The organism is Micromonospora inyonensis (assembly GCF_900091415.1).
GTDB lineage: Bacteria > Actinomycetota > Actinomycetes > Mycobacteriales > Micromonosporaceae > Micromonospora > Micromonospora inyonensis.
In genome coordinates this window covers 1,221,953-1,243,005 of sequence record NZ_FMHU01000002.1, presented here as the reverse complement: position 1 = coordinate 1,243,005, position 21,053 = coordinate 1,221,953, and the positions used below count along the sequence as shown (strand labels likewise).

At 70.6% G+C, this 21,053-nt stretch carries 21 protein-coding genes, 1 tRNA gene and 1 pseudogene; 9 read left to right on the top strand and 14 right to left on the bottom strand.

The genetic code is table 11. The features are described from left to right. Nucleotides 1-32: 32 nt before the first annotated feature. The 5 genes from GA0074694_RS20340 to GA0074694_RS31825 form a co-directional block, all read right to left on the bottom strand. Complete coding sequence (locus GA0074694_RS20340; RefSeq protein WP_218105752.1) at nt 33-1,379, bottom strand: salicylate synthase; 1,347 nt, start codon at nt 1,377-1,379, stop codon at nt 33-35. Between the two features lie 292 nt (nt 1,380-1,671). Further along, nucleotides 1,672-1,872: a hypothetical protein gene (locus GA0074694_RS31035; protein WP_141714217.1), complete on the bottom strand. Its 201-nt coding sequence runs from the start codon at nt 1,870-1,872 to the stop codon at nt 1,672-1,674. A 215-nt stretch (nt 1,873-2,087) separates the two neighbouring features. Beyond that, nucleotides 2,088-3,278, bottom strand: a complete 1,191-nt coding sequence (locus GA0074694_RS20335; protein WP_091460790.1) for a serine hydrolase domain-containing protein — start codon at nt 3,276-3,278, stop codon at nt 2,088-2,090. Nucleotides 3,279-3,447: 169 nt separating this feature from the next. Then, entirely contained in the window at nt 3,448-3,777 is a 330-nt protein-coding gene (locus tag GA0074694_RS33065) for a TetR/AcrR family transcriptional regulator C-terminal domain-containing protein (RefSeq protein ID WP_245714819.1), read from the bottom strand. 252 nt (nt 3,778-4,029) lie between these two features. Then, nucleotides 4,030-4,157: transfer RNA gene (locus GA0074694_RS31825), tRNA-OTHER, on the bottom strand. A 242-nt stretch (nt 4,158-4,399) separates the two neighbouring features. Between GA0074694_RS31825 and GA0074694_RS20325 the strand changes: the two genes are divergently transcribed. Genes GA0074694_RS20325 through GA0074694_RS20305 form a run of 5 tightly spaced genes read left to right on the top strand, consistent with a single transcriptional unit; the run spans nt 4,400 to nt 9,166 of the window. Then, the gene (locus tag GA0074694_RS20325; RefSeq protein ID WP_091463483.1) at nt 4,400-5,266 is read left to right on the top strand and encodes a siderophore-interacting protein; all 867 of its coding nucleotides are present in this window, start codon (nt 4,400-4,402) and stop codon (nt 5,264-5,266) included. A gap of 48 nt (nt 5,267-5,314) precedes the next feature. Further along, a complete protein-coding gene (locus GA0074694_RS20320) occupies nt 5,315-6,253 on the top strand; it encodes an ABC transporter substrate-binding protein (protein WP_218105751.1) in 939 nt (312 codons plus the stop codon). Beyond that, nucleotides 6,250-7,299, top strand: coding sequence for a FecCD family ABC transporter permease (locus GA0074694_RS20315; protein ID WP_091460782.1), 1,050 nt, complete (start codon nt 6,250-6,252; stop codon nt 7,297-7,299). Before GA0074694_RS20320 ends, GA0074694_RS20315 begins: the two co-directional genes overlap by 4 nt. Further along, the gene (locus tag GA0074694_RS20310) at nt 7,296-8,372 is read left to right on the top strand and encodes a FecCD family ABC transporter permease (protein WP_218105750.1); all 1,077 of its coding nucleotides are present in this window, start codon (nt 7,296-7,298) and stop codon (nt 8,370-8,372) included. The genes GA0074694_RS20315 and GA0074694_RS20310 overlap by 4 nt, the downstream gene beginning before the upstream one ends. Beyond that, entirely contained in the window at nt 8,369-9,166 is a 798-nt protein-coding gene (locus GA0074694_RS20305; protein ID WP_218105848.1) for an ABC transporter ATP-binding protein, read from the top strand. Before GA0074694_RS20310 ends, GA0074694_RS20305 begins: the two co-directional genes overlap by 4 nt. 93 nt (nt 9,167-9,259) lie before the next feature. Here GA0074694_RS20305 and GA0074694_RS20300 read toward each other — a convergent pair whose 3' ends face one another. From GA0074694_RS20300 to GA0074694_RS20265, 8 genes are all read right to left on the bottom strand, one after another. Continuing rightward, complete coding sequence (locus GA0074694_RS20300; protein WP_091463480.1) at nt 9,260-9,655, bottom strand: RidA family protein; 396 nt, start codon at nt 9,653-9,655, stop codon at nt 9,260-9,262. A 153-nt stretch (nt 9,656-9,808) separates the two neighbouring features. Then, a complete protein-coding gene (locus tag GA0074694_RS20295; RefSeq protein ID WP_342670939.1) occupies nt 9,809-11,215 on the bottom strand; it encodes a trypsin-like serine protease in 1,407 nt (468 codons plus the stop codon). A 141-nt stretch (nt 11,216-11,356) separates the two neighbouring features. Continuing rightward, nucleotides 11,357-12,613, bottom strand: coding sequence for an amidohydrolase (locus GA0074694_RS20290; RefSeq protein ID WP_218105749.1), 1,257 nt, complete (start codon nt 12,611-12,613; stop codon nt 11,357-11,359). After that, entirely contained in the window at nt 12,610-13,608 is a 999-nt protein-coding gene (locus tag GA0074694_RS20285; protein ID WP_091460774.1) for an aldo/keto reductase, read from the bottom strand. The genes GA0074694_RS20290 and GA0074694_RS20285 overlap by 4 nt, the downstream gene beginning before the upstream one ends. Nucleotides 13,609-13,655: 47 nt before the next feature. Then, nucleotides 13,656-14,015, bottom strand: a complete 360-nt coding sequence (locus tag GA0074694_RS20280) for a tautomerase family protein (RefSeq protein ID WP_091460772.1) — start codon at nt 14,013-14,015, stop codon at nt 13,656-13,658. A 46-nt stretch (nt 14,016-14,061) separates the two neighbouring features. Further along, nucleotides 14,062-14,877, bottom strand: coding sequence for a MetQ/NlpA family ABC transporter substrate-binding protein (locus tag GA0074694_RS20275; protein ID WP_091460769.1), 816 nt, complete (start codon nt 14,875-14,877; stop codon nt 14,062-14,064). Nucleotides 14,878-14,919: 42 nt separating this feature from the next. Then, entirely contained in the window at nt 14,920-15,582 is a 663-nt protein-coding gene (locus tag GA0074694_RS20270; protein ID WP_091460766.1) for a methionine ABC transporter permease, read from the bottom strand. Then, complete coding sequence (locus GA0074694_RS20265) at nt 15,582-16,544, bottom strand: methionine ABC transporter ATP-binding protein (protein WP_091460764.1); 963 nt, start codon at nt 16,542-16,544, stop codon at nt 15,582-15,584. Before GA0074694_RS20265 ends, GA0074694_RS20270 begins: the two co-directional genes overlap by 1 nt. A 158-nt stretch (nt 16,545-16,702) precedes the next feature. Here GA0074694_RS20265 and GA0074694_RS20260 point away from each other — a divergent pair, with 158 nt between their 5' ends. Further along, nucleotides 16,703-18,769, top strand: a complete 2,067-nt coding sequence (locus tag GA0074694_RS20260) for an FAD/NAD(P)-binding protein (RefSeq protein ID WP_176738037.1) — start codon at nt 16,703-16,705, stop codon at nt 18,767-18,769. 97 nt (nt 18,770-18,866) lie between these two features. Here GA0074694_RS20260 and GA0074694_RS20255 read toward each other — a convergent pair whose 3' ends face one another. Further along, nucleotides 18,867-19,364, bottom strand: coding sequence for a DinB family protein (locus tag GA0074694_RS20255; protein ID WP_091460759.1), 498 nt, complete (start codon nt 19,362-19,364; stop codon nt 18,867-18,869). Between GA0074694_RS20255 and GA0074694_RS32315 the strand changes: the two are divergent. The 3 genes and pseudogenes from GA0074694_RS32315 to GA0074694_RS32305 all read left to right on the top strand — a co-directional run. After that, nucleotides 19,363-20,445, top strand: a pseudogene (locus GA0074694_RS32315) (exo-beta-N-acetylmuramidase NamZ family protein); the annotation flags it as partial. The gene GA0074694_RS20255 and the pseudogene GA0074694_RS32315 sit on opposite strands and share 2 nt — an antisense overlap. 26 nt (nt 20,446-20,471) lie before the next feature. Next, nucleotides 20,472-20,633, top strand: a complete 162-nt coding sequence (locus GA0074694_RS32310; RefSeq protein WP_218105748.1) for a hypothetical protein — start codon at nt 20,472-20,474, stop codon at nt 20,631-20,633. A gap of 5 nt (nt 20,634-20,638) precedes the next feature. Further along, nucleotides 20,639-20,875, top strand: a complete 237-nt coding sequence (locus tag GA0074694_RS32305) for a serine hydrolase (protein ID WP_218105747.1) — start codon at nt 20,639-20,641, stop codon at nt 20,873-20,875. Nucleotides 20,876-21,053: the final 178 nt, after the last annotated feature.

Below are 21,053 nucleotides of genomic sequence, written 5' to 3'. Positions count from 1 at the left end.
ACCGAGTACGGTCACCGGGGCCCACGCGTGTGTCAGCGGTGCAGGTAGCGGCTGATGCTGCGCAGCTTCTCGGCGGTCTCCTCCAGCTCCCGCTCCGGGGTGGACTGTTCGACGACGCCGGCGCCGGCGCGCAGCCAGGTCCGGCCCTCCTGCTGGAAGACCGACCGCAGGACCAGGGCCGCGTCCATCGAGCCGTCCGCGTCGACGGTGAGGACCGCCCCGCTGTACAGGCCACGCGGAGCGTTCTCCAGCCGTTCGATGGCCTCACACGCCGCGGCCTTGGGCACACCGGAGGCGGTGATCGCCGGGAAGAGCACGGCGAGCGCGTCCCAGGCGTTGCGACCGCTGTTCAGCGTGGCGCTGAGCCGCGACGCGAGGTGCTGCACGCTGCCCCGCTCCTTCACGTCCATGAAGTCGTCGACCTGCACGGTGCCGGGCACGGCCAGGGAGGCGAGTTCGCCGAACGCGAGTTTCACACTGATCGCGTGTTCGAAGACCTCCTTGGCGTCGGCCTGCAACTCCGTCCGGAGCGCCGTGTCGAGCAACGGGTCGCCGTGCCGGGCCCGGGTACCCGCCAGCGGCTGCGTGGAGACCCGGCCGGCGGCGGTCACCTCGACCACCGTCTCGGGGCTGAACCCGGCGCAGCGCAGACCGCCGAGGTCCAGCAGGTACGAGCGGGCCGGGGTGTTGGCGCGGCGTCCCGCCTCGTACGTGGCGACCAGGTCGACGTCGCCGTCGACCGGCACGAGCCGCGACAGGATCACCTTCTGGTACCGCCGGGCCCGGATCTCCTCGACCGCGCTGGTCACCGCTTTCCGGTAGAAGTCGGCGTCGTGCTCGGGATCGGGCGGCGGCAGCGGCGTGGCAGCGGACGGAACCGCCCTCGCCGCGGCGTCCACCGCGGACGTCAGCAGGAGCAGGTCCGCCGCGTCGACCGTGCGCACGTCGATGGCGTCGAGGGAGATCCGCACCTCCCGGGTGGGAACGACGAGATGCAGGAGCGGTCCACGGGCCGCCGCCGGGTCCCCGTGCAGCAGATGGCCGAGTCCGAATCCGGCCCAACCGTACGCCCGCGCGCCGCCGATCGGGCAACGGCTGAACGCATCCGCCACGGTCTGCAGCGGGTCCGCGCCGACGGAGCGGGTCGACCAGCCGTCGGCGTCGCGAACCCGCAGCGTGTCGGCGTACAGCACCAGCTCGTACGCGGATCCGGACGCGAGCGACCAGGTGCCGTTGTTCTCGTAGAGGACGTACGGGCCCGACGTCGCCCGGGCAAGCTCGGTGGCCAGTCGCAGCGGGTCACCGGCGCCGACCAGGCGACCCGAGTAGTACAGACTGGTGAGCTTCCGGTCGTCTTCCAACAACCCAGGACGTTCCACCCGGACGGCCTCCTCCGACGGGCGGTCCCCTGCGGACGGACGCCGGGGCACCGCGACTCGTGCGCACATCTACGCCACTGATTAGGTGAGGCTACCCTTATAGCTTCGGGTTGCGGTAGGCGGTCGCCCTCCTCCACACAGGCTCGTCGTGGCCGCCCACAGTGGTGACCCCGACCCCGCCCGCTCCCCCGCCACGCCGCGCCTCGCCGTGCGGCGTGGCGGCACTTCTCTCACGGCGAGGTCGCCGCGTCGCCCGACGCCGCGCGGCGCACCCGTCCAACCCGCCCGGCCGTCACCGGTCGCCGCGCAGCGGGGAGGGTGCGTCGCGGCGGGTGGCGCGGTAGGCGGGGGTCAGCAGGGCCACCGCCCACAGCATGACGATGGTGGTGGAGACCGCGGCGACGGTTCCCGACGCGACGGCCGACGCCGAGGACAGGTTGTAGGCCACATGCCAGCCGGCCGCACACCCCCGGTGAGCGCGATCGGCACCCACCAGCTCCACGACAGCAGGTACGCCAGGACGAAGAACGATGCCACCGGCGAGCGTCACAGCACCGAAAGCAGCTTGACGGCCATGCCCTGAGTACAGCAGCGGCCGCGTGCGGCGGGTAGGGCCGTAGGACCGGACCGGCCAGCACGGAGGGGTCCCGGATCCGGGGCCCTCAGGTGTCTGCTGCGTCCCGGACATCCGGAAAGCGGCCCGCGTGGTCAGTCGTCGATCGCCTGGTAGACGGCGGTCCAGAGGTCGTGCCACATCGGCAGCCTCTGGTCGCCCGCGTGCGCCCGCTGCATGATGAAGATCGCCGTCATGTCCTCGGCGGGATCGTTGTACCAGGCGGTGCCGTAGTAGCCGGGCCATCCGTAGCTGCCGACCGAGGGGCCGAGATGCGTGCGGCGGGTACGGACCGACACTCCGAAACCCCAGCCGATGGAGTCGAAGTACCCCGGCCAGAACCCGGAGACCGCCTTCTGTGCCGGGGTCAGGTGGTCGGTGGTCATCAGGGTCACCGACAGCCGCGACAGCACCCGCTCGCCGCGGTGGGTACCACCGGCCAGCAGGGCCGAGGCGAAGGCGAGGTAGTCGTCGGCGGTCGAGACGAGCCCGCCGCCGCCTGACTCGAACGCCCGCGGCCGGCTCCACCGCCCGTCGGGGGCGTCCTCGACGACCGGCTCGCCGGTGGCGGCGTTGTCGCGCTCGTACGCCGTCGCCAGCCGGTCGAGGCTCCCGCCGCCCACGCTGAATTCGGTGTCGGTCATCCCGAGCGGATCGCAGATCCGCTCGCGCACGGCTTCCCCGAAGGACATGCCGGTGGCCCGGGCCACGAGCACACCGGTCACGTTGGCGGCGGTGTCGTACATCCAGCGCTCACCGGGCTGGTGGACGAGCGGAAGCGCGCCGAGCTGGCGGATCCACTCGTCCGGCGACGGCTGGTGGAGTGTGTTCAGCGCGTCGGCGATCGGGACCGTTCCGGGCTCGGCGGGGACCATGCCGGTGCCCAGGGTGTTGGCCAGCAGGTCCCGCAGCGTTATCGGGCGTTCCGCCGGGACGGTGTCGTCCAGTGGCCCGTGGGGGTCGACGAGCACGGTCATGTCGGCCAGCTCCGGGAGGAGGTCGTCGACCGGGTCGTCGAGGCGGAGGGTGCAGTCCTCGACGAGCGTCATCGCACACGCGGCGACGATGGGCTTCGTCATCGAGCCCATGCGACAGATCGTGTCGCGCGCCATCGGCGTCCGCGACCCGGCGCCCTCGAACGCGAGGTTGCCCGTTGCCTCGACGTGCACCTCGCCGTGGCGGGCGAGGACGGCCACCACACCCGGGACGAAACCGGAGTCGACGAGACGCTCGAGCAGCTCCCGCACCCGAGCCAGCCGCTTCGACGAGAACCCGCCAGCAGTCACCTGTCTCTTCCTCGCCTCGTCCGTTGGCAAGCTACACGTTGCGCGACGACCGCACGTTCTCGGAGGCGTACCGGCGCGGCCACCATGGCAGATCCCGGAGGTGGACCTGAGCGGGCTCCGCCGGTCAGCGGTTGACCTACGGCGCAGACCCTCCGGTGCGAGCAGCCGGTCACCTGCGGGGGCGGCTGGTGATGCCGTCCAGGACGGTGGTCAGGTTGTGGTGGAAGGTCTCCCCGGCGTCGAGGTGGGCGCCGTCCACCACGAGCCGGGCGACGGTCGGGTAACGGCCTGTTTCGAGCATGCGTGTCAGGTAGGGCCCGAGGGCGGCCTGCCAGGCGGACACGTCGGTGCCGGTCGAACGGGCGGTGCGTCGCTCGGTGATCTCCCTGCGGAGCGCTCCGACGATGAACGCGTCGAGGGCATCCACGGCCCGCTGGAGGTCGTCGACACCGCGCACGCCGGGGGCCTGGCTGAGCGCCGCCGCGATCGACTCGCCCACGGCCAGCGCGTGAGGTCCCAGGCGTGGCCTTCCGCCGAGCAGGTCGGCGAAATGTGCTCCAGCAGAGCCCGCGACGCCGAGAACCCGACATCGAGCAGCGCCGCGTCCAGTTGCCGGGCCACCGCCGTGCCGTCGCCGGCCGCGCCGGTGCTCGCCGGCACACGCAGCGTCTTCTGGACGATTAGCTTCTCGAGCACGTGGTCCCCCGTTCCGGTCGACTCCGGCAGTTGCCGGCCCGCAGACGCGGCACAGTGGGTCGCCGGGGACTCGAACCCCGAACCCTTCGATCCAACAAGGAGAAGGAAGCGCTCCCGTGACCGCACAGGCGGAGAGCGGACGCGCTACTCAGTCGAATGCTCTACCAGTTGAGCTAGCGACCCAGATGTCGATCATCGCACCGGCCGGGCCGACATGGCTATCCGGTTTCGACGTCGCTGCCACGTACCTGCCGGTGCACCCGGGATCCGGACTGTCCGGCCCGGGAAAGTCTGGTGGTGATCGGGTTCGACGGCTTTGCCGGTGGGCCGGCGGCACCCGGGGGCTGACGGGCAGGCTGGTCCGCGCGGCCGAGCAGAACCGGGTCGGTGAGCAGGCCGGGCACGGCCCGCTAGCCTTCTCCGGCATGTCTGCCTTCCGAAACTCGCCCAACATCCTGTTCGAGACAACCGTGACGGCGACCCGGCGCCTGTCGCCCGGGTTCGTCCGCGTCACGCTCGGCGACGGACGACTGCGGGATCTGGCCCCGTACCAGCTCGACCAGCGCATCAAGATCATGCTGCCGGTCACCGGCGACTACCCGGCCGGGCTGCGGGCGGGGCTGCCCGAGCAGGGGTGGCGGCACGAGTGGCGGTCCGTCCCCGACCGCGAGCGTCCATGGCTTCGCAGCTACACCGCGTACCGGACCCGGCCGGCGGCGGGCGAGTTGGACCTGGACTTCTACCTGCACCAGCCGCACGGTCCGGCGAGCTGCTGGGCGGTGGCGGCCCGACCGGGCGACCGACTGCTCCTGTCGGGTCCGCACATCCGGGCCGGCCAGCCCGGGTACGGCGTGCAGTGGGCTCCGGGGCCGGCGACGCGGGTGCTGATCGCGGCGGACGAGACGGCGTACCCGGCGGTGCGGGGCATCCTGCCCAGCCTCGCGCCAGGGGTACGGGCGACAATTCTCCTGGAGGCTGGTGCCGCGGCGGACGCCGCCACCCTCGACGACGTGACCGCCGGCCACTCGGTCGAGGTCCGGTTGCGGGGCGCGGCCCGGGGCGGGACGGTACTGACCGCCATGGTCGGCGACTGGCTGGCCGAACACGGTCCTGCGGCGGCCGGGGCGGGGTCTCGCTTCTACGCCTGGATAGCTACGGAGAGTAGCAAGATTGCGCATGTGCGTCGACTTTTCACTGAGGCGCACATCAGCCCGGAACAGGTCCACACCCAGGGATATTGGCATGATCGCCCAGTCCGGGACGAGGCAGTGAATGAGGGTACGCTAACCTAACTTACTGCCATGACCTCACTGTAAGTCACCAGACAGGAACCCTGTGCCGTGCGCTCACCAACCCCTCGAACAGCCCGCCGACGCATCCTCGCCCTCACCATCGCCTCGACGATGGCGCTCGTCGTGGCCGCCTGCGGCTCCCCCGACTCCGACCCGGCGAGCAGCACCGGCGACACCAGAACCGTCGAGCACGCGAGGGGCAAGACCGACGTACCGGCCGCGCCGACCCGGGTCGTCGTCCTCGAACCGGTGCAGCTCGACACCGCCATCGCCCTGGAGATCACCCCGGTCGGCGCAGCCGTACTCAACGAGGCCACCGGCGTGCCCAAGTACCTCGGGGACAAGGCCGCCGGCATCACCACGGTCGGAACCGTCCAGGAACCCAACGTGCAGAAGATCGCGGCCCTCAAGCCCGACCTGATCATCGCCACCGAGTCCCGGCACTCCGCCCTCTACGACCAGCTCACCGACGTCGCCCCGACCGTCTTCATGGCCTCGCAGACGGCCCCGTGGCAGGACAACGTCCGCTTCACCGCGACCACGCTCGGCGGTGCGGACTCCGCCGACAAGCTCCTCACCGGCTACCAGCAGCGGTGCGCGGAGATCGCCAAGAAGTTCGACACCGCCGGCAAGACCGCACAACTCATCCGCCCCCGTGACGGCGTCCTCACGCTGTACGGACCCACCTCCTTCGCGGGCAGCACGCTGAACTGCGTCGGCTTCACCACCCCGCAGCGCGACTGGGAGAACTCCATCTCGGTCGACATCTCCCCCGAGCGGGTGCTGGAGGCCAAGGCCGACCACGTCTTCGTCACCACCGTCGACGTGAACGACCGCAGCACCATCCCGGCCTCGGTCAGCGCCAACGCCGCCGCCTTCCCCCGCCTGCACCTGGTCGACCAGTCCTTCTGGATCACCGGGGTCGGTACGGTCGGCGGGCAGGTCGTCCTCGACGACCTCGAACGCATCCTCGCCGCGTCGAGTTGACCACCACCGCATCCGCGCGCGCGGCACCGCCGACCACCGGCCGTGCCGCGCGCCGTCGTACCACCTGGCGCTGGCTGACCGGGGTGGTCGCCGTACTCCTGGGGTCGCTGGTGTTGTCGGTCTTCGTCGGCGCGAACCCGGTGCCCCCGTCGGACGTGTGGGCGGCGCTGCGGGGCGCGGGCACCGAGACCGCGCAGTACGTGGTCTGGGGACAGCGCCTGCCGCGCACCCTGGCCGGACTGCTGGTCGGCGCCGCGCTCGGGGTCGCGGGCGCCCTGATGCAGGCGTTCACCCGCAACGCGCTCGCCGAACCGGGCATCCTCGGCGTCAACGCCGGCGCCGCCGCGTTCGTCGCCGTGGGCATCGCCTTCTTCGGGGTCACCTCGCCGGCCGCCTACATGTGGCTCGCCCTGCTCGGCGCGCTCCTGGTCGCCATCGCCGTGTACGCCGTCGGCGGTGCCGCCGACCTGCGGGCCACCCCGACCCGGCTGCTGGTGACCGGGGTGGCGGCGGGCGCGGTGCTGGCCGGACTGACCACCGGAGTCACCCTCACCCACCCCGACACCTTCGACCGGATGCGTGGCTGGAACGCCGGTAGCCTGCTCGAACGCGACATCGCCGTGGTGCTCCCGGTGCTGCCGCTGATCGCGGCCGGGCTGGTCGCGGCGCTGCTCACCGCGCGCAGCCTGAACGCACTCGCGCTCGGCCCGGACCTGGCGGCCGCGCAGGGAGTCAGCCTCGTCCGCACCCGGCTGCTCGTGCTGGGCGCGGTGACCCTGCTCGCCGGTGGGGCGAGCGCCGTCGCCGGCCCCATCTCGTTCGTCGGGCTCGTGGTGCCGCACCTGGTGCGCTGGGGCGTCGGCACCGACCAGCGCCGGATCCTCGCCGGATCCCTGCTGGCCGGCGGGGTCCTGGTGCTGCTGGCCGACATACTCGGCCGGATCGCCGTCCTGCCCAGCGAGATGCCGGTCGGCATCGTCACCGCGTTCGTGGGCGCACCGGTCCTGATCGCGCTGGCCCGACGCCGACGGGCGACGGCGCTGTGAGCGCCGGGATCCGGCCACCCCGCCGCACCAGGGGACGCCGCCGACTGGTGCTCGGCACCGACCGCGCACACGTGTCCATCGGCGTACGCGAGGCCGCCGTCTGCGCCACCGGGGCACTCCTCGTCACGGCGCTGGCGGTGGTCGGCCTCTGGGTGGGTGACTTCCCGCTCCGCCTCGACGAGGTCCTCGGCGTGCTCGGCGGCCGGATCGGCGGGCTGACCCGCACCGTCGTACTGGAATGGCGGCTGCCCCGCGTCGCCGCCGCCATCACCTTCGGCGCGGCGCTCGGCGTCGCCGGTGCGATCTTCCAGACCATCACCCGCAATTCGCTGGCCAGTCCGGACATCATCGGCCTGGCCAACGGATCGTTCTCCGGAATGTTGATCGCCCTGCTGCTGCTCGGCGGCGGCTGGCACCTGCTGATGCTCGGCTCGCTCGCCGGTGGCCTGCTGGCCGCCCTGGCGATCTACCTGCTCGCGTACCGGGACGGGCTCTCCGGGTTCCGGCTCATCGTCGTGGGTGTCGGGGTCTCCTCGATGCTCGCCGCCACCAACACCTGGCTGCTGCTCCGCGCCGACCTGGAGACGGCACTCTTCGCCGCCGCCTGGGGTGCCGGCTCCCTCAACACCGCCACCGCCGAGGTGGTCTGGCCCGCCGCCGGCGTCATCCTGGCGCTGCTGCTGATCACCCCCCTGTGGTCGGCGGCCCTGGCCCAGCTGGAACTGGGCGACGACCTCGCCGCCGCCAGCGGAGTCGCGGTCGACCGGGACCGCGTCGCCCTCGTGCTGGTGGCGGTCGTTCTGGTCAGCGCCGTCACCACGGTGGCCGGTCCGATCTCCTTCGTGGCCCTGTCCGCCCCGCAGATCGCCCACCGGCTCGTCCGGGCACCGGGACTGCCGCTCGCCGCCACCGCCGTGGTGGGGGCGTTGCTGCTGCTCGGCTCCGACCTGGTTGCCCAGCACGTGATCCCGCTGACCGTGCCGGTGGGGGTGGTGACGGTCACCCTCGGCGGCGCGTACCTGCTCTGGCTGCTCGTCCACGAGATCAGGAGGACCGGATGGTCGACCAGCTGAACGCCCGGCTCCGCGCCGAACGCGTCACCCTCCGCTACGACCAGCGGACCGTCAGCGAGGAGCTGTCCTTCGCGGTGCCGGACGGTTCGTTCACCGTGCTCATCGGGCCGAACGCATGCGGCAAGTCGACGCTCCTGCGGGCCCTCTCCGGGCTGCTCCGCCCCGCCGTGGGACGGGTCCTGCTCGACGGGTCGGACCTCGTCGCGCTGCCGGCGAAGGAACGCGCCCGCCGGATCGCGCTCCTACCGCAGACCATGACCGCACCCGAGGGGATCACCGTCCGGGAACTGGTCGGCCGGGGCCGCTATGCCCACCAGCGGGTGCTACGCCGCTTCTCCCGGGCCGACGAGGAGGCCGTCGAGGCGGCCCTGGCCTCGACCGGCACGACCGACCTGGCCGACCGCCGGGCCGACGAACTCTCCGGCGGGCAGCGACAGCGGGCCTGGATCGCCATGGTGCTGGCCCAGGAGACGCCCCTCGTCCTCCTCGACGAGCCCACCACCTACCTGGACGTGGCTCACCAGATCGACGTCCTCAACGTGCTGCACCGGCTCGTCACCCAGGGCCGCACCGTCGTGGCTGTGCTGCACGACCTCAACCACGCGGCCCGGTACGCCACCCACCTCGTGGCGATGCGCGACGGTCGGATCGTGGCCCAGGGCCATCCCGCCTCGACGGTGGGCGCCGAACTCGTCGCCGAGGTCTTCGGGATGCCGAACCAGGTCGTTCCCGACCCGGTCACCGGAGCGCCGCTGGTCGTACCGGCCGACACCAGGGAGCCGGCCGCCGGCTGAGTCTGGGCGACCGCACGCTCACCGGACGTCGGCGGCGTCCAGAGGGGCCGCCAACCTCACCGGCGAACCCGAGGTTCCCGGGCGGTCCGCGGGTCAGCGCCCGTCGCGGACGGCGGCGACGGCCTCGACTTCGACGAGCTGGTCGTCGTACCCGAGCACGGCCACCCCGAGCAGCGTGCTGGGCGGCTCGTGGTCGCCGAACGCGTCCCGGACGACCTCCCAGACGGCCACCAGGTCGGCCCGGCGGGGCGACGCCACGTAGACGGTGGTCTTGACGACGTCGGTGAGCAGGGCGCCAGCCGCCGCGAGGGCGGTCTCCAGGTTGGCCATCACCTGCCGGGCCTGGCCAACCGGGTCGCCCGGCGCGACGGTCCGCCCCTCCGCGTCCAGCGGGCAGGAGCCGGCGGTGAAGACGAGCCGCGCCGGCGGCTCGACCGTGGCCGCGTACGCGTACTCGGCGACGTCGGACAGGGCGGGCTCGCGAATCAGTCGGGCCGGTGAGGTCACGGCGGCGACGCTACCGCGCCGTCGGGCGAGATCCGCCAACGGCACGAGCAGAAGTGCCGACGGCCGGCGATCGAACGCGAGGGGCCCGGCCCGCCGAAGCGAGCCGGGCCCCGTGGAAGAACGCGTCGCCACTGACTAGAGAGTCAGGGTCCAACTGTCGACGTAGCCCGTGTCCGCCGTGGCAGCGTCCTGCACCCGCAGGCGCCAGGTGCCGCTTCGCGCCTCGCTGGAGACGTTGACGGTGTAGATCTGGTTGATGTTGTCGGCGCTGCCGCCAGCGCGGTTGTGCAGGACGTAGGCGCTGCCGTCCGGGGCGATCAGGCTGACGACCAGATCACCGATGTACGTGTGGACGATGTGCACTTCGACCTTCGAACTGCTCGACCCGGTGCCCGTACAACCAATCGAAATGTTGCTGTACACCGTCGTGTTGTCGGGAATCGAAACATTGGTGCCATTGGTCGCAGCCGGGCACCCTCCGACCGGATTGACCGTCCAGGTGAACGACGTACTGCCGGTCTGACCCGCGCTGTCCCGCGCCGTGACTGTCGTGGTGTAGGTCGCCGCGGTGGTCGGCGTACCGGTGATCTGCCCGGTCGAGGAGCTGATGACCAGGCCGGCCGGGAGGCCGGCAGCCGACCAGGTGTACGGCGCGGTGCCACCCGTCGCGCTGTTGCCCAGGGTCACCGCCGTGCCGACCGTGCTGTTCTGGTTGCCGGGGCTGTTCACCGCGAGCCCACCTGGCGCGCCGCCGAGGGACTGCGCCGCCGCCCTGATGTCGTTGGCGAAGTAGCGCACCTCGGTGTAGACACCGGGCGCGTTGGGACGGGCGCAGCCGATGCCCCAACTGGTGATCCCGACCTGGACCCACTGGCCGGCGGTGTTGCGCTTGAACATCGGACCACCGGAGTCACCCTGGCAGGTGTCCACCCCGCCCGTGCTCATGAAGCCGGCACAGATCTCCTCGTCGTGGATCAGACCGGAGTAGCTGCCGCCGGCGCCGGCACAGGTCGAATCGCTCACGAACGGAACGTCGGCCTTCATCAGGTACCGCGACTGGGCGCCACCCTCACTGGTGGCGCCCCAGCCCGCGACGGTGAAGGTGCCACTGTGCAGCGAGGTGTCCGTGGCGATCGGCAGCAACGGACTGTCGATCGGGCTCGACAGGCGGATCAGCGCCCAGTCCTTGCCGTCGCCGTTGTACCCGGGTGCCCGGTACACGTAGTTGGACGTCCGGGTCACCCGGGTCGAGTCCTGCAGGTCCACCACGCCCCAGGTGGCCGTGATGGAGGTGGTCGGGCCGGTAGCCCCCACGCAGTGCGCCGCGGTCAGCACCAGGCTCTGGGTGTACATGGCGCCGCCACAGCCCATCGACAGCCGGACCATCCACGGAAATTCGCCCTGCGCCGCCCGCGTGCCACCCACGACCATCGGACCGACGTCAGAAGCGTGGCTCGGCACCGCCGTGAGGCCACCGCCCATCATCGCCCCGACCAGCGCCACGACGCCGACACGGAACGCCTTGCCCAGTACTCGTCTCAACGGGCCCTCCCTTGATCCACGGGCGCGGCGCACCCACCATGCGCACATTGCCGCCTGCAAGGTAGCCCCTATAAAGATAAATCTCAATATGGAAGATGACCGATAAAATTGCCTCGAGCGGTCCTCTCTGTGGTGCGGGGGCTAGGACGGGAGGTCGAGACGGGTGCCGAGGGCGGCGAGCGCGGCGCGCACCCCGGCGGGGATCGCGTACTCGGGTTCCGGGGCGAAGTACGGCGTGTGGTTCGACGGCATGTCGCCGGGTTCCCGGCCGGGACGGTAGGCACCGAACATCCAGAAGACGAGCGGCACGCCGATCGCGTCGGCGAGCCAACCCACGTCCTCGCTGCCGGTCGCCCGCAGATCGCGCGCGACGTTGTCCGGCCCGAAGACGGCATCGAGGACCGCCGCCACCTCCCCGGCCTGCTCCGGCGCGTTGAAGCACCGGGGGAAACGGCTGATCTCCTCGATGTTCGGCTCGGGCGCGCCGCTCGCGCTCGCCTCGGCGACGATCATGCGCCGGACGGCGGAGAGTACGGTCTCCCGCGCCCGTGCATCCGGCGTGCGGATGTTGAGCGAGAGGATCGCCTCGTCCGGAATGACGTTCTCCTTGGTACCGGCATGGAAGGTGCCGACGGTGAGCACGACCGGAGACCCGGGTTCCACCCGCCGGGAGACGACGGTCTGCAGGCGGGTGACGAGGTGGGCACCGAGCACGATCGGGTCGATGGACTCGTGCGGACGGGCCCCGTGTGCGCCGCGTCCGCGCAGTCGCACACGCCACGAGTCGCCGAGGTTCATGACGTTCCCGACGCCGATCCGCACCCGGTCGCTCGGCAGGGACGTCACGTGCTGCGCCAGCACCGCCTCGGGACGCGGGGCCTTCTCCCACAGCCCGTCGTCGACCATGGCCGCCGCCCCCACGGCCGTCTCCTCCGCCGGTTGGAAGATCCACACGACGGTGCCGGCCCAGGCTGCCCGGTTCTCGACCAGCACGCCGGCGGTCGCGAGCGCGACCGTCACATGGAGGTCGTGGCCGCAGGCATGCATCACCCCGGACACCGATCCGTCCGGAAGCCGGCCCGTGTCGGTGCTCGCGTAGGCCACGCCCGACTCCTCCTGGATCGGGAGCCCGTCGAGGTCCGCGCGGTATGCCACGACGGGTCCTTCCCCGTTGCGCAGGATGCCGACGACGCCCGTACCGCCGCACCGGAACGTCTCGATCCCCAGGTCGACGAGTCGCGCCCCGACGAACTCGGCGGTCCGGTGCTCCTGGCCGGACAGCTCGGGATGGGCGTGCAGGTGGTGATACACGGACACCGCCGGAGCCAGCCGTGCCCCGCTCCAGAGCCGGCTCAGCACGGCACCCGCACGACCCGCCACCCGCGCCGACCGGCTCACGCCGTCTCCCGGGCGGTGGCCTCGAAGTCCTCCGCCAGCTCGTCGAGGGCGGCCGTGACGCTCGCGTCGATGTCGAGTTCGACACCCGCGACGACGTCGTCCAGATGCGACTCGCGCCGGATGCCGCAGATGACGTTGACGGCGTCGGACGACGCGAGGAGGTAGGCGATCGCCAGCGCACCGGGGGTGGTGCCCAGGGACGAGGCGACGGCGGTCAGTCCCTCGACCAGGTCCATGGCCGGTCCGAAGCGGTCGCCGAACAGCGGGTCGTCCCGCCGGGAGCCTTCGCGCGCCGGCGGCGCGGACCGGGTGAACGCGCCCGTGAGCAGCCCGTTCGCGAGGGGTGAGTAGGCGTGCAGGGACAGCCCCGTCGACGCGCACAGCGGCAGGATGTCGTCGCGCACCTCGCGGGCGAGGAGGCTGTACCTGCGCTGCACGATCTCGATCGCGTCGTGCGCGAGGTAGGTCTCGACGTCCTCCGGAGGACAGTTCGACGCACCGATCGTCAGGATCTTCCCCTCGTCGCGCAGCTCGACGAGCGTCGCGATCGTGTCCTCGATCGGCGTCAGGAACGGCGGCATCGCCGGGTTGTGGGTGTAGTAGATGTCGATGCGGTCGGTGCCGAGCCGCCTCAGGCTCTCCTCCACCTCGATCCGGATGGTCCGCGGACTGAGGTTGCGCCTGACGGCGTGCCCGTCCCACGTGAAGCGGTAGCTGCCCTCGTCGTCGCCCCACCACAGCCCGCACTTGGTGGCGATGATGACGTCGTCGCGACGGCCGCGAATGGCTTCGCCGACCACCTCCTCGCTGTGACCGAATCCGTAGACCGGCGCAGTGTCGACGACGTTGACACCACGGTCGAGGGCGGCGCGTACGGCGCGGACCGACACCGTGTCGTCGGCATCCGGGTAGCGGAATCCGCCGCCGATGCCCATGGCGCCGAAGGTGACCACGGACGCCTTCAGCGAGGTCCGGCCGATGGGGCGGTACTTCATGCGGTGTTCCTCTCGAATCAGGTCGGTCGCGAGACGGCCGGCCGGTGTCAGGTCACGTCGAGGCGAAGAACTCCGCCGACTCCGACGTTCTCGGCGGCATGCTCCTTGATGATGACGACCACCTTGGCGGTGTCGCCCCAGTCGTTGGCCTGGACGACGTCGTTGAGCGCCTTCACTATCCGGCGCTTGAGCTCAACGCTCTTGCCGGGTGCCGTGTACAGGAAGAACGTGATCTCGTAGCCGTCCTTCACGGTGCAGTTCTCGGGTGGCAGCGGCACGAGGTAGACGCTGCGCATGTGCGGGGGCAACTCGAAGGCTGTCTGCGCCGCACGCCCGATGTCGTCGACGAACGTGGGGAGGTCGACCTTGTCGAGCGGGAGATCGGTCATGCCGACGACGCTGACCATGGTGTGTTCCCTTCCGGGGGTCGTGGTTCGATGGGCCGGTGAGGAGTCAGGGCGTCTTCTTGAGGCCCTTGTAGGTGTTCGCGATCCAGGTCTTGTAGTCCGCGGACTGCATGAACGAGACCGCCGCGTCGAGCCAGGCGGTGTTCTCGTAACCCTCCTTGACGACCCAGAGCGTGCCTCCGTAGGTGCCGTAGACCTCCGGTGTCTCCTCGTAGAGGGCCTTGATCGAGGGGTCCTTCATCAGGTGGACCGTGATCGACGGCGCGGTCATCGCGTCCAGGTCGGGGAACGCCGCGGCCTTGCTGCGCGGGTTGACCTCGACCCAGCGGAGGTTCTTCGGGTTGGCGGTGACGTCGAGGATCGTGGGTGCCTCGACCCCCTTCTTGAGTTCGATGAGGCCGTTGGCCGCGAGGAGCTGAAGCTCACGGGCGCGATTCGCGGAGTCGTTGGCGATGCCGATGCGCGCGCCGTTCGGGAGGGCGTCGGCCGAGGCGTGCTTGCTCGAGACGAACTGCACGGCGGTGGTCTGCAACCAGGGGCCGTAGGTGACGAGCGATGACCCGTTGCTCTCCTGGTAGCTCTTGAGGTAGTTGGCGTTCTGAAAGAAGTTGGCGTCGATGCTGCCGTCCTCGGTGGCCCGGTTCATGGCGATGTTGTCGTCGAACACCTGGACCTTCATCGTGTAGCCCTGCCGGGCCAGATGCTCGGCCACGAAGGTCAGGTCGGGCTCCTCGCGGGCGAGTACGCCGATCGTGACCGTCCTGCCGTCGCCTCCGGAGTCGGAGCCGGACGAGCAGGCCGCGAAGGACACGGCCAGGGCGACGACGACGAGCGGGATCGCTCTCCTGAGCGGGTTTCTCATGGGGGTGCTGCCTTTCGTACTGGGCACGTCACGGGGTCGGGGTTACCGGAGTTTCCGGTAGAGGGCGTTTCCGCTGAGCTGAATGCCGATCACCATGACGACCAGGATCGCGACGGTTCCGTACATGATCTGGTCGTTGAAGTTCTGGTAGCCGTAGGTCAGGGCGACGGCACCCAGGCCGCCCGCGCCGATCGTGCCGGCCACCGCGGTGAAGCCGAGCAGTGAGATCACCCCGAGCGTCATCTGCGAGACGATCGCCGGTACGGACTCGGTGACGATGACCCGGAAGGTGATCTGCCGGTCGCTCGCGCCGAAGGACCGTGCCGCCTCGATGAGGCTCGGGTTGACCTCCTTGAAGGCACTCTCGAGGAGCCGCGCGATCAGCGGGCTGCCCGCGAAGGTGATGGCGAAGACCGCCGCCCACACGCCGATCGAGGTGCCGACGACCAGCCGGGTCAGCGGGATGATCGAGATGGCGAGGATGATGAACGGCACCGACCGCAGCATGCTGATGCCGGTGCTCACGATCTCGTGGACCGTCCGGTCGGGTCGGAGCCCGTGCGTGTCGGTCGTCACCAGGACCAGGGCGAGCGTGAACCCCACGACGGTGCACGTGACGAACGATCCGAGCAGCATGAGGAGGGTGTCGATCAGCCCGGGCAGGATGATCCGCTCGAAGAGCTCGGAGAACTCGTACTGGTACATCAGATCTCCTTCCAGTCGGCCCCGAGAGCGGTCAGGCCGTCGCACACCGCGCGAAGATCGGCGTCGGCCACCTGAAGCAGGAACGATCCCGAGACCCGGTCCCGGTAGCGGTCGAGCCCGCCCCACGAGATCTCGAACGGCACACCGGTACGGATGGCGAGCTGCGACAGCAGACCGGTCCCCGCGGCGTCCCGCTGGACGACCCGGACGAGCGAGGTGCCGGGAGCGACGTCCGGGCGACGCCCCGCGTCGCGGGTGAAGTCACCCAGCAGCTCCGGGTTCTCCAGGAAGAAGTGCTCGACGGTCCCCTCCGCGCGCAGGTGCCCGCCGCTGAGCAGGCCCATCCGGGTGCACACGGACTTCATGACCGCCACCTCGTGGGTCACCACGACGATCGTGAGGCCGAGCTCGCCGTTGATGCGCCTGAGGAGATCGAGGACCGCCTCGGTGATGTTCGGGTCGAGGGCGGAGGTGGCCTCGTCGCACAGCAGGATCATCGGATCGTTCACCAGAGCCCGCGCGATGGCGACCCGCTGCTTCTGCCCACCGCTCAACTCCCGGGGCAGCGCCTTGAGCTTGTCACCGAGTCCGACGAGGTCGAGGAGATCGCGCACCTTCCGATCGGCCGCTGATCGGCGTACGCCCTGACACCTGAGGGGGAAGTACACGTTGTCGTAGACGTTCTTGCGCTCCATCAGCGAGAACTGCTGGAAAACCATGCCGATTCGGCGGCGGAACCGTGGCAGGTCCCGATCGCTGATGGCACCCACGTCCGTGCCGTCGACGAGGAGGCTACCGCTGTCGATCTTCTCGAGCCGGTTGATGCACCGCAGCAGCGTGGACTTCCCCGCGCCGCTCACGCCCACCAGGCCGAAGATCTCCCGCTGGCCGATCTGCAGGTTTATCTCGTCGAGCACGACGTGATCGCCGTAGGACTTCTTCAGGTCGCGGAACTCGATCACCGTCGCCGCCTTTCCTTCCCACGCTCGTCTCAGCGCGCCAGGGCACGGCGCCTCTCCCACCCCGCGTCACGCCGCGGCACTGCTCGCGTGTGGCGGGTGACCAGCAGTTTCACCGTGCCGGAACCCTACTAAACCTAGTGACCATGTAGGGTATTCCTGTGACCCGATTCATAGGCATTCATCCACTATGGACAGATCGCTCGACCCGCCCCGTCATCGCGCTCGTCGGCGCGGGCCCCCGGGGGGTGTCGCTGCTCGAGCGGATCGGTGCGAATCTCACCGACTTCCCCGATATCGACCATCTCGACATCCATGTCGTCGACGACACCGAGCTCGGCGCGGGTCGCATCTGGCGTACCGACCAGACGCGCCAGATGTGCATGAACACCCTCGCGGGGGCCGTGACACTCTTCCCCGACGACACCGTGACGATGGTCGGTCCGGTCACACCCGGACCCACACTGTTCGAGTGGTGCCGCCTCGCACTCGATGCCGCGCGCCCGTCGCCGTCGTCGGCGATCCAGGTGGCGGACATCGACCCGGCCCACCGCGCCGCGTTCGCCTCCGCTGCCGTCCGCCCGGGCTTCGTCGACGACTACCGCGACGAACTCGAGGCCATGACGGTCGCAACCCATCCGAGCCGGGCGCTCTATGGCGAGTACGTCCGCTGGTGCTTCGCGCGGGCCCTCCACATCCTGCCCGCGCGCGTGACGGTTGCCACCCACCTGGCGCGAGCCGTCGGCGTACGGGAGGACGCCGGGCGCCAGCTCGTCGAACTCAGCACCGGCGCGGTGCTCGCGTGCGATGCCGTCGTGGCCGCGACCGGGTGGCTGCCGCGCGACCACACCGACGAGGAGCACGGTTTCCTGGCGGTGCTGACCCGGCACCCCGAGATGACCTGGGTACGTCCCGACAACCCCATCGACCAGGCCGTCGGAGACATTCCGGACGGGACGACCGCGATCGTACGCGGGCTCGGGATGGGCTTCTTCGACGTGATGACGCTGCTGACCATCGGTCGCGGTGGGCGATTCGTCGACGACCCGCTGACCCGGGCGGGCGTGCGCTACGAACCGTCGGGACGCGAGCCGACGATGTACGTCACCTCTCACCGGGGCGTCCCGTACCGGGCGAAGTCGCTCTACGGCTCACTGCCGCCCTCGGCGCCACAGCGTCACCTGCGGTCGGTCGACTGGTCCACGATCCCACGCCCCATCGACTTCGACCGCCAACTGTGGCCGCTCATCGTCAAGGACGCCTTCGTCGACTACTACGAGACGCTCCACCGCGTACGCCCTGAAGCGTTCGCCGCCCCACTGACCACGGTCCTCGCGACGATCGACACCACCGACGGCGTACCGGCGGCCCTCGACGCCGCGATAGCGCCACACGTGCCGGACGCCACGGACCGCTTCGACCTGCCGGCGGCGATGTCGCCCGTCCGCGGTGCGTTCCCCGACCCCGAGAGCTTCACCGCATGGGTCGCCGACTACGTGGCCGACGACCTCACCGAGTCGGCGAAGGGACGGGACAGCGCCGTCAAGGCCGGCCTGTGGTCGATCAGCGCGGCGCGACGGCTGGCGAACGCCATCGGAACGTTCGGTGGCTTCGACGCCGAGTCGCGCGCGAACGGCTTCCGCGCCCTGCAGACGTTCGGCGGCATGGTCGGCAGCGGCCCACCGGCCTTCCGCAGCCGGCAGTTGCTGGCCCTCGCGGACGCCGGTCTCGTCAGGTTCATCGGCCCCGCGGCGCGCGTCGTCGCCGACGACGAGCTCGGCCTCTTCCGCGCCGAGTCGCCCGCCGTCGCCGGTTCCGCCGTCACCAGTGCCGTGCTCATCGACGCGTGGATGCACGCGCACGACGTCACGGCCAGCGCCGACCCCCTCACCCTCTCGCTCGCGGCGGCGGGCCGCATCCGTCCGTTCAGCGTCCGCGGACGGGACGGACGTCGGCACCCCACCGGCGGATTCGACGTCGACCCCCAGACGGGGCTACTGGTCCATCCCGACGGTACGCGCGACGCCGCGTTCCACGTCGCCGGCATCCCTCTCGAGGAGGTGATGGGCGACACGATCATCAGCCCGGTGCCGCGCAGCGATCCCACGATGCTGCGTGAGACCGACCGCGTGGCCCGTAGCGCGCTGCGGGTGGCGGCCGATGCCGCCACCTCCGTCCCTACGTCGAGGGAGCGCCACGTTTCGCCGATGGTGGACGGTCGACGATGATTGCGCCCTCACCCTTGTCGGTGGTGCCATGCCGGAACAGCTACGGCGTGGTGGACGCGCTTCAGTGCGGGTGTACTCGGTTCGACACGTCCGTGCACTACTCGTTGACGAGCTGCTCCCGAAGAATGTCCGCGTGCCCACAGTGCTGGGCGAGCTCGCGCAACACGTGGAGATACACCCACCGCAGCGGAAGCGGGCCCCGCCGGTTCCCGTGAAGGATGTCGTCCAGACCCAGGGACGACGTCGCACGGCGTGATGCTTCGCAGGCTTCGCGGTGTGCCTGCTGGACGGTGGCGATCGTGTCGCCGTCGTCGAGGACGAACGACTCGTCTGGCGTCGCAGGGATGCCGATCTCAGCGCGCGACCGGCACGTGACGGCTTCGTCAAACCAGACCTTCTCGACGAAGGTCGCATGTTTCACAAGACCCATCAGCGTCGTCCGGGATGCCACCAACGATCGGCGCGCCTGTTCCTCTGTCAGCCCGTCCAGGCAGCCATCGAGTGCGCCTCGGTGCTCGTCGAGGAACGCCTCGAACTGGGCACGGGCTGGCTGCGCGACGACCTGGTCGGCGAAGGTAGGCGGGTAGGAAGGCATGGGCGAAGCATTCCATACCGCCCCCGCGAGCAGCTACGGTCGGCCACCCCGCGCGCCGCCGGTCGACTCCTTCCTTGACGGCCTGCGGGATGTAGCTAGGTTTCGATGGATTGAGCGGCTTGGGAGGCACCCGATGGAGCGCAGAACCTTCCTCACCGGAGCCAGCGCGGTCACCGGGGGCACCCTCGCCGGGGCCCTGGCCAGCGCACCCGGAAGCGCCGACCCTGGAATCCGCCGGGTCGAGACCGGCCTGGACGTTGTGGTCCGCTCCGGCTTCCGGGACCTGCGCGGGCAGCGGGTGGGGGTCATCTCCAACCCGACCGGCGTCGACTCCTCCTACCGCCACCTGGTCGACCTGATGCACGGCTCGGGTCAGGTCAATGTGGTGGCGGCGTTCGGCCCCGAGCACGGGTTCCGGGGCTCGGCCCAGGCCGGCGGCAGCGAGGGCACCGGCACGGACGCCCGGACCGGCATCACCGTCTACGACGCGTACGGCGCCTCGCAGGCCGACTGGGAGACCATGTTCACCCGGTCCGGGACGGACACGGTGGTGTTCGACATCCAGGATGTCGGCGCCCGGTTCTACACCTACATCTGGACGATGTACACCTCGATGCTCGCCGCGGCACGGGTCGGCAAGCGGTACGTCGTACTCGACCGGCCCAACCCGGTCGGCGGCCGGCCGCACGGCCCGATGATGACCGCCGGCTACACCTCCGGTGTCGGGCTGAAGGAGATCGTGCAGCAGCACGGTATGACCGTCGGCGAACTGGCTCGTCTCTTCAACGCCGAGTTCCTGCCCGACGAGGCCGGACGGCCGGTCGACCTGCACGTGGTGCAGTGCCGGCACTGGAAGCGGGACATGCTGGCGGCCGACACCGATCTGCCGTGGGTGTTGCCCAGCCCCAACATGCCCACCACGGACACGGCGCTCGTCTACCCGGGCACCTGCCTCTTCGAGGGCGTCGCGTCGATCACCGAAGGTCGCGGCACCTGCCGTCCGTTCGAGCTGGTCGGCGGACTCGACACCGACTTCGACTACCACTGGAGTGACCGCCTCAACGCCCGCGACCTGCCCGGGAGTACCAGCCGTACGCCGGGCGCGGCATGGTCTGGGGCGAGGTACACGACGAGAACGCCTGGTCGCTCGGGGGCGTGGCCGGGCATGCCGGCATCTTCTCCACCGCCGCGGACCTCGCCGTCCTCTGCCAGGCACTGCTCAACGGCGGTACGTACCGTGGCAGCGGATTCTGCGGGACGACACGGTAGGGGCGATGATGGTCAACCACAACGCACGGCTGGAGCCGGCCGATCCGGAAAGCCGCCGCGGACTCGGCTTCGAGCTCAACAAGCACTGGTACATGATGGGGTTCTCCTCCCCCGTGACCTTCGGGCACACCGGCTTCACCGGCACGTCCATCGTCATCGACCCGCTCTCCCACTCGTTCGTCATCCTGCTCAGCAACCGGGTGCACCCCGACCGTGGCTGGGGCAGCAACACCATCGCCTGACGCGCGGTCGCGCGCGACCTCGCCGAGGCGATGCCGGTGCGCCCCCGGTCACGCGGGGCCTGGCGGACCGACCCGCGCGACGGCGCGACGAGCACGCTCACCGCACCGCTGCGTCGGGCGGCGCGAGGCGGGACGGCGGCTTTCCTCCTGTGGTACGACACGGAGCCCCGCTACGACA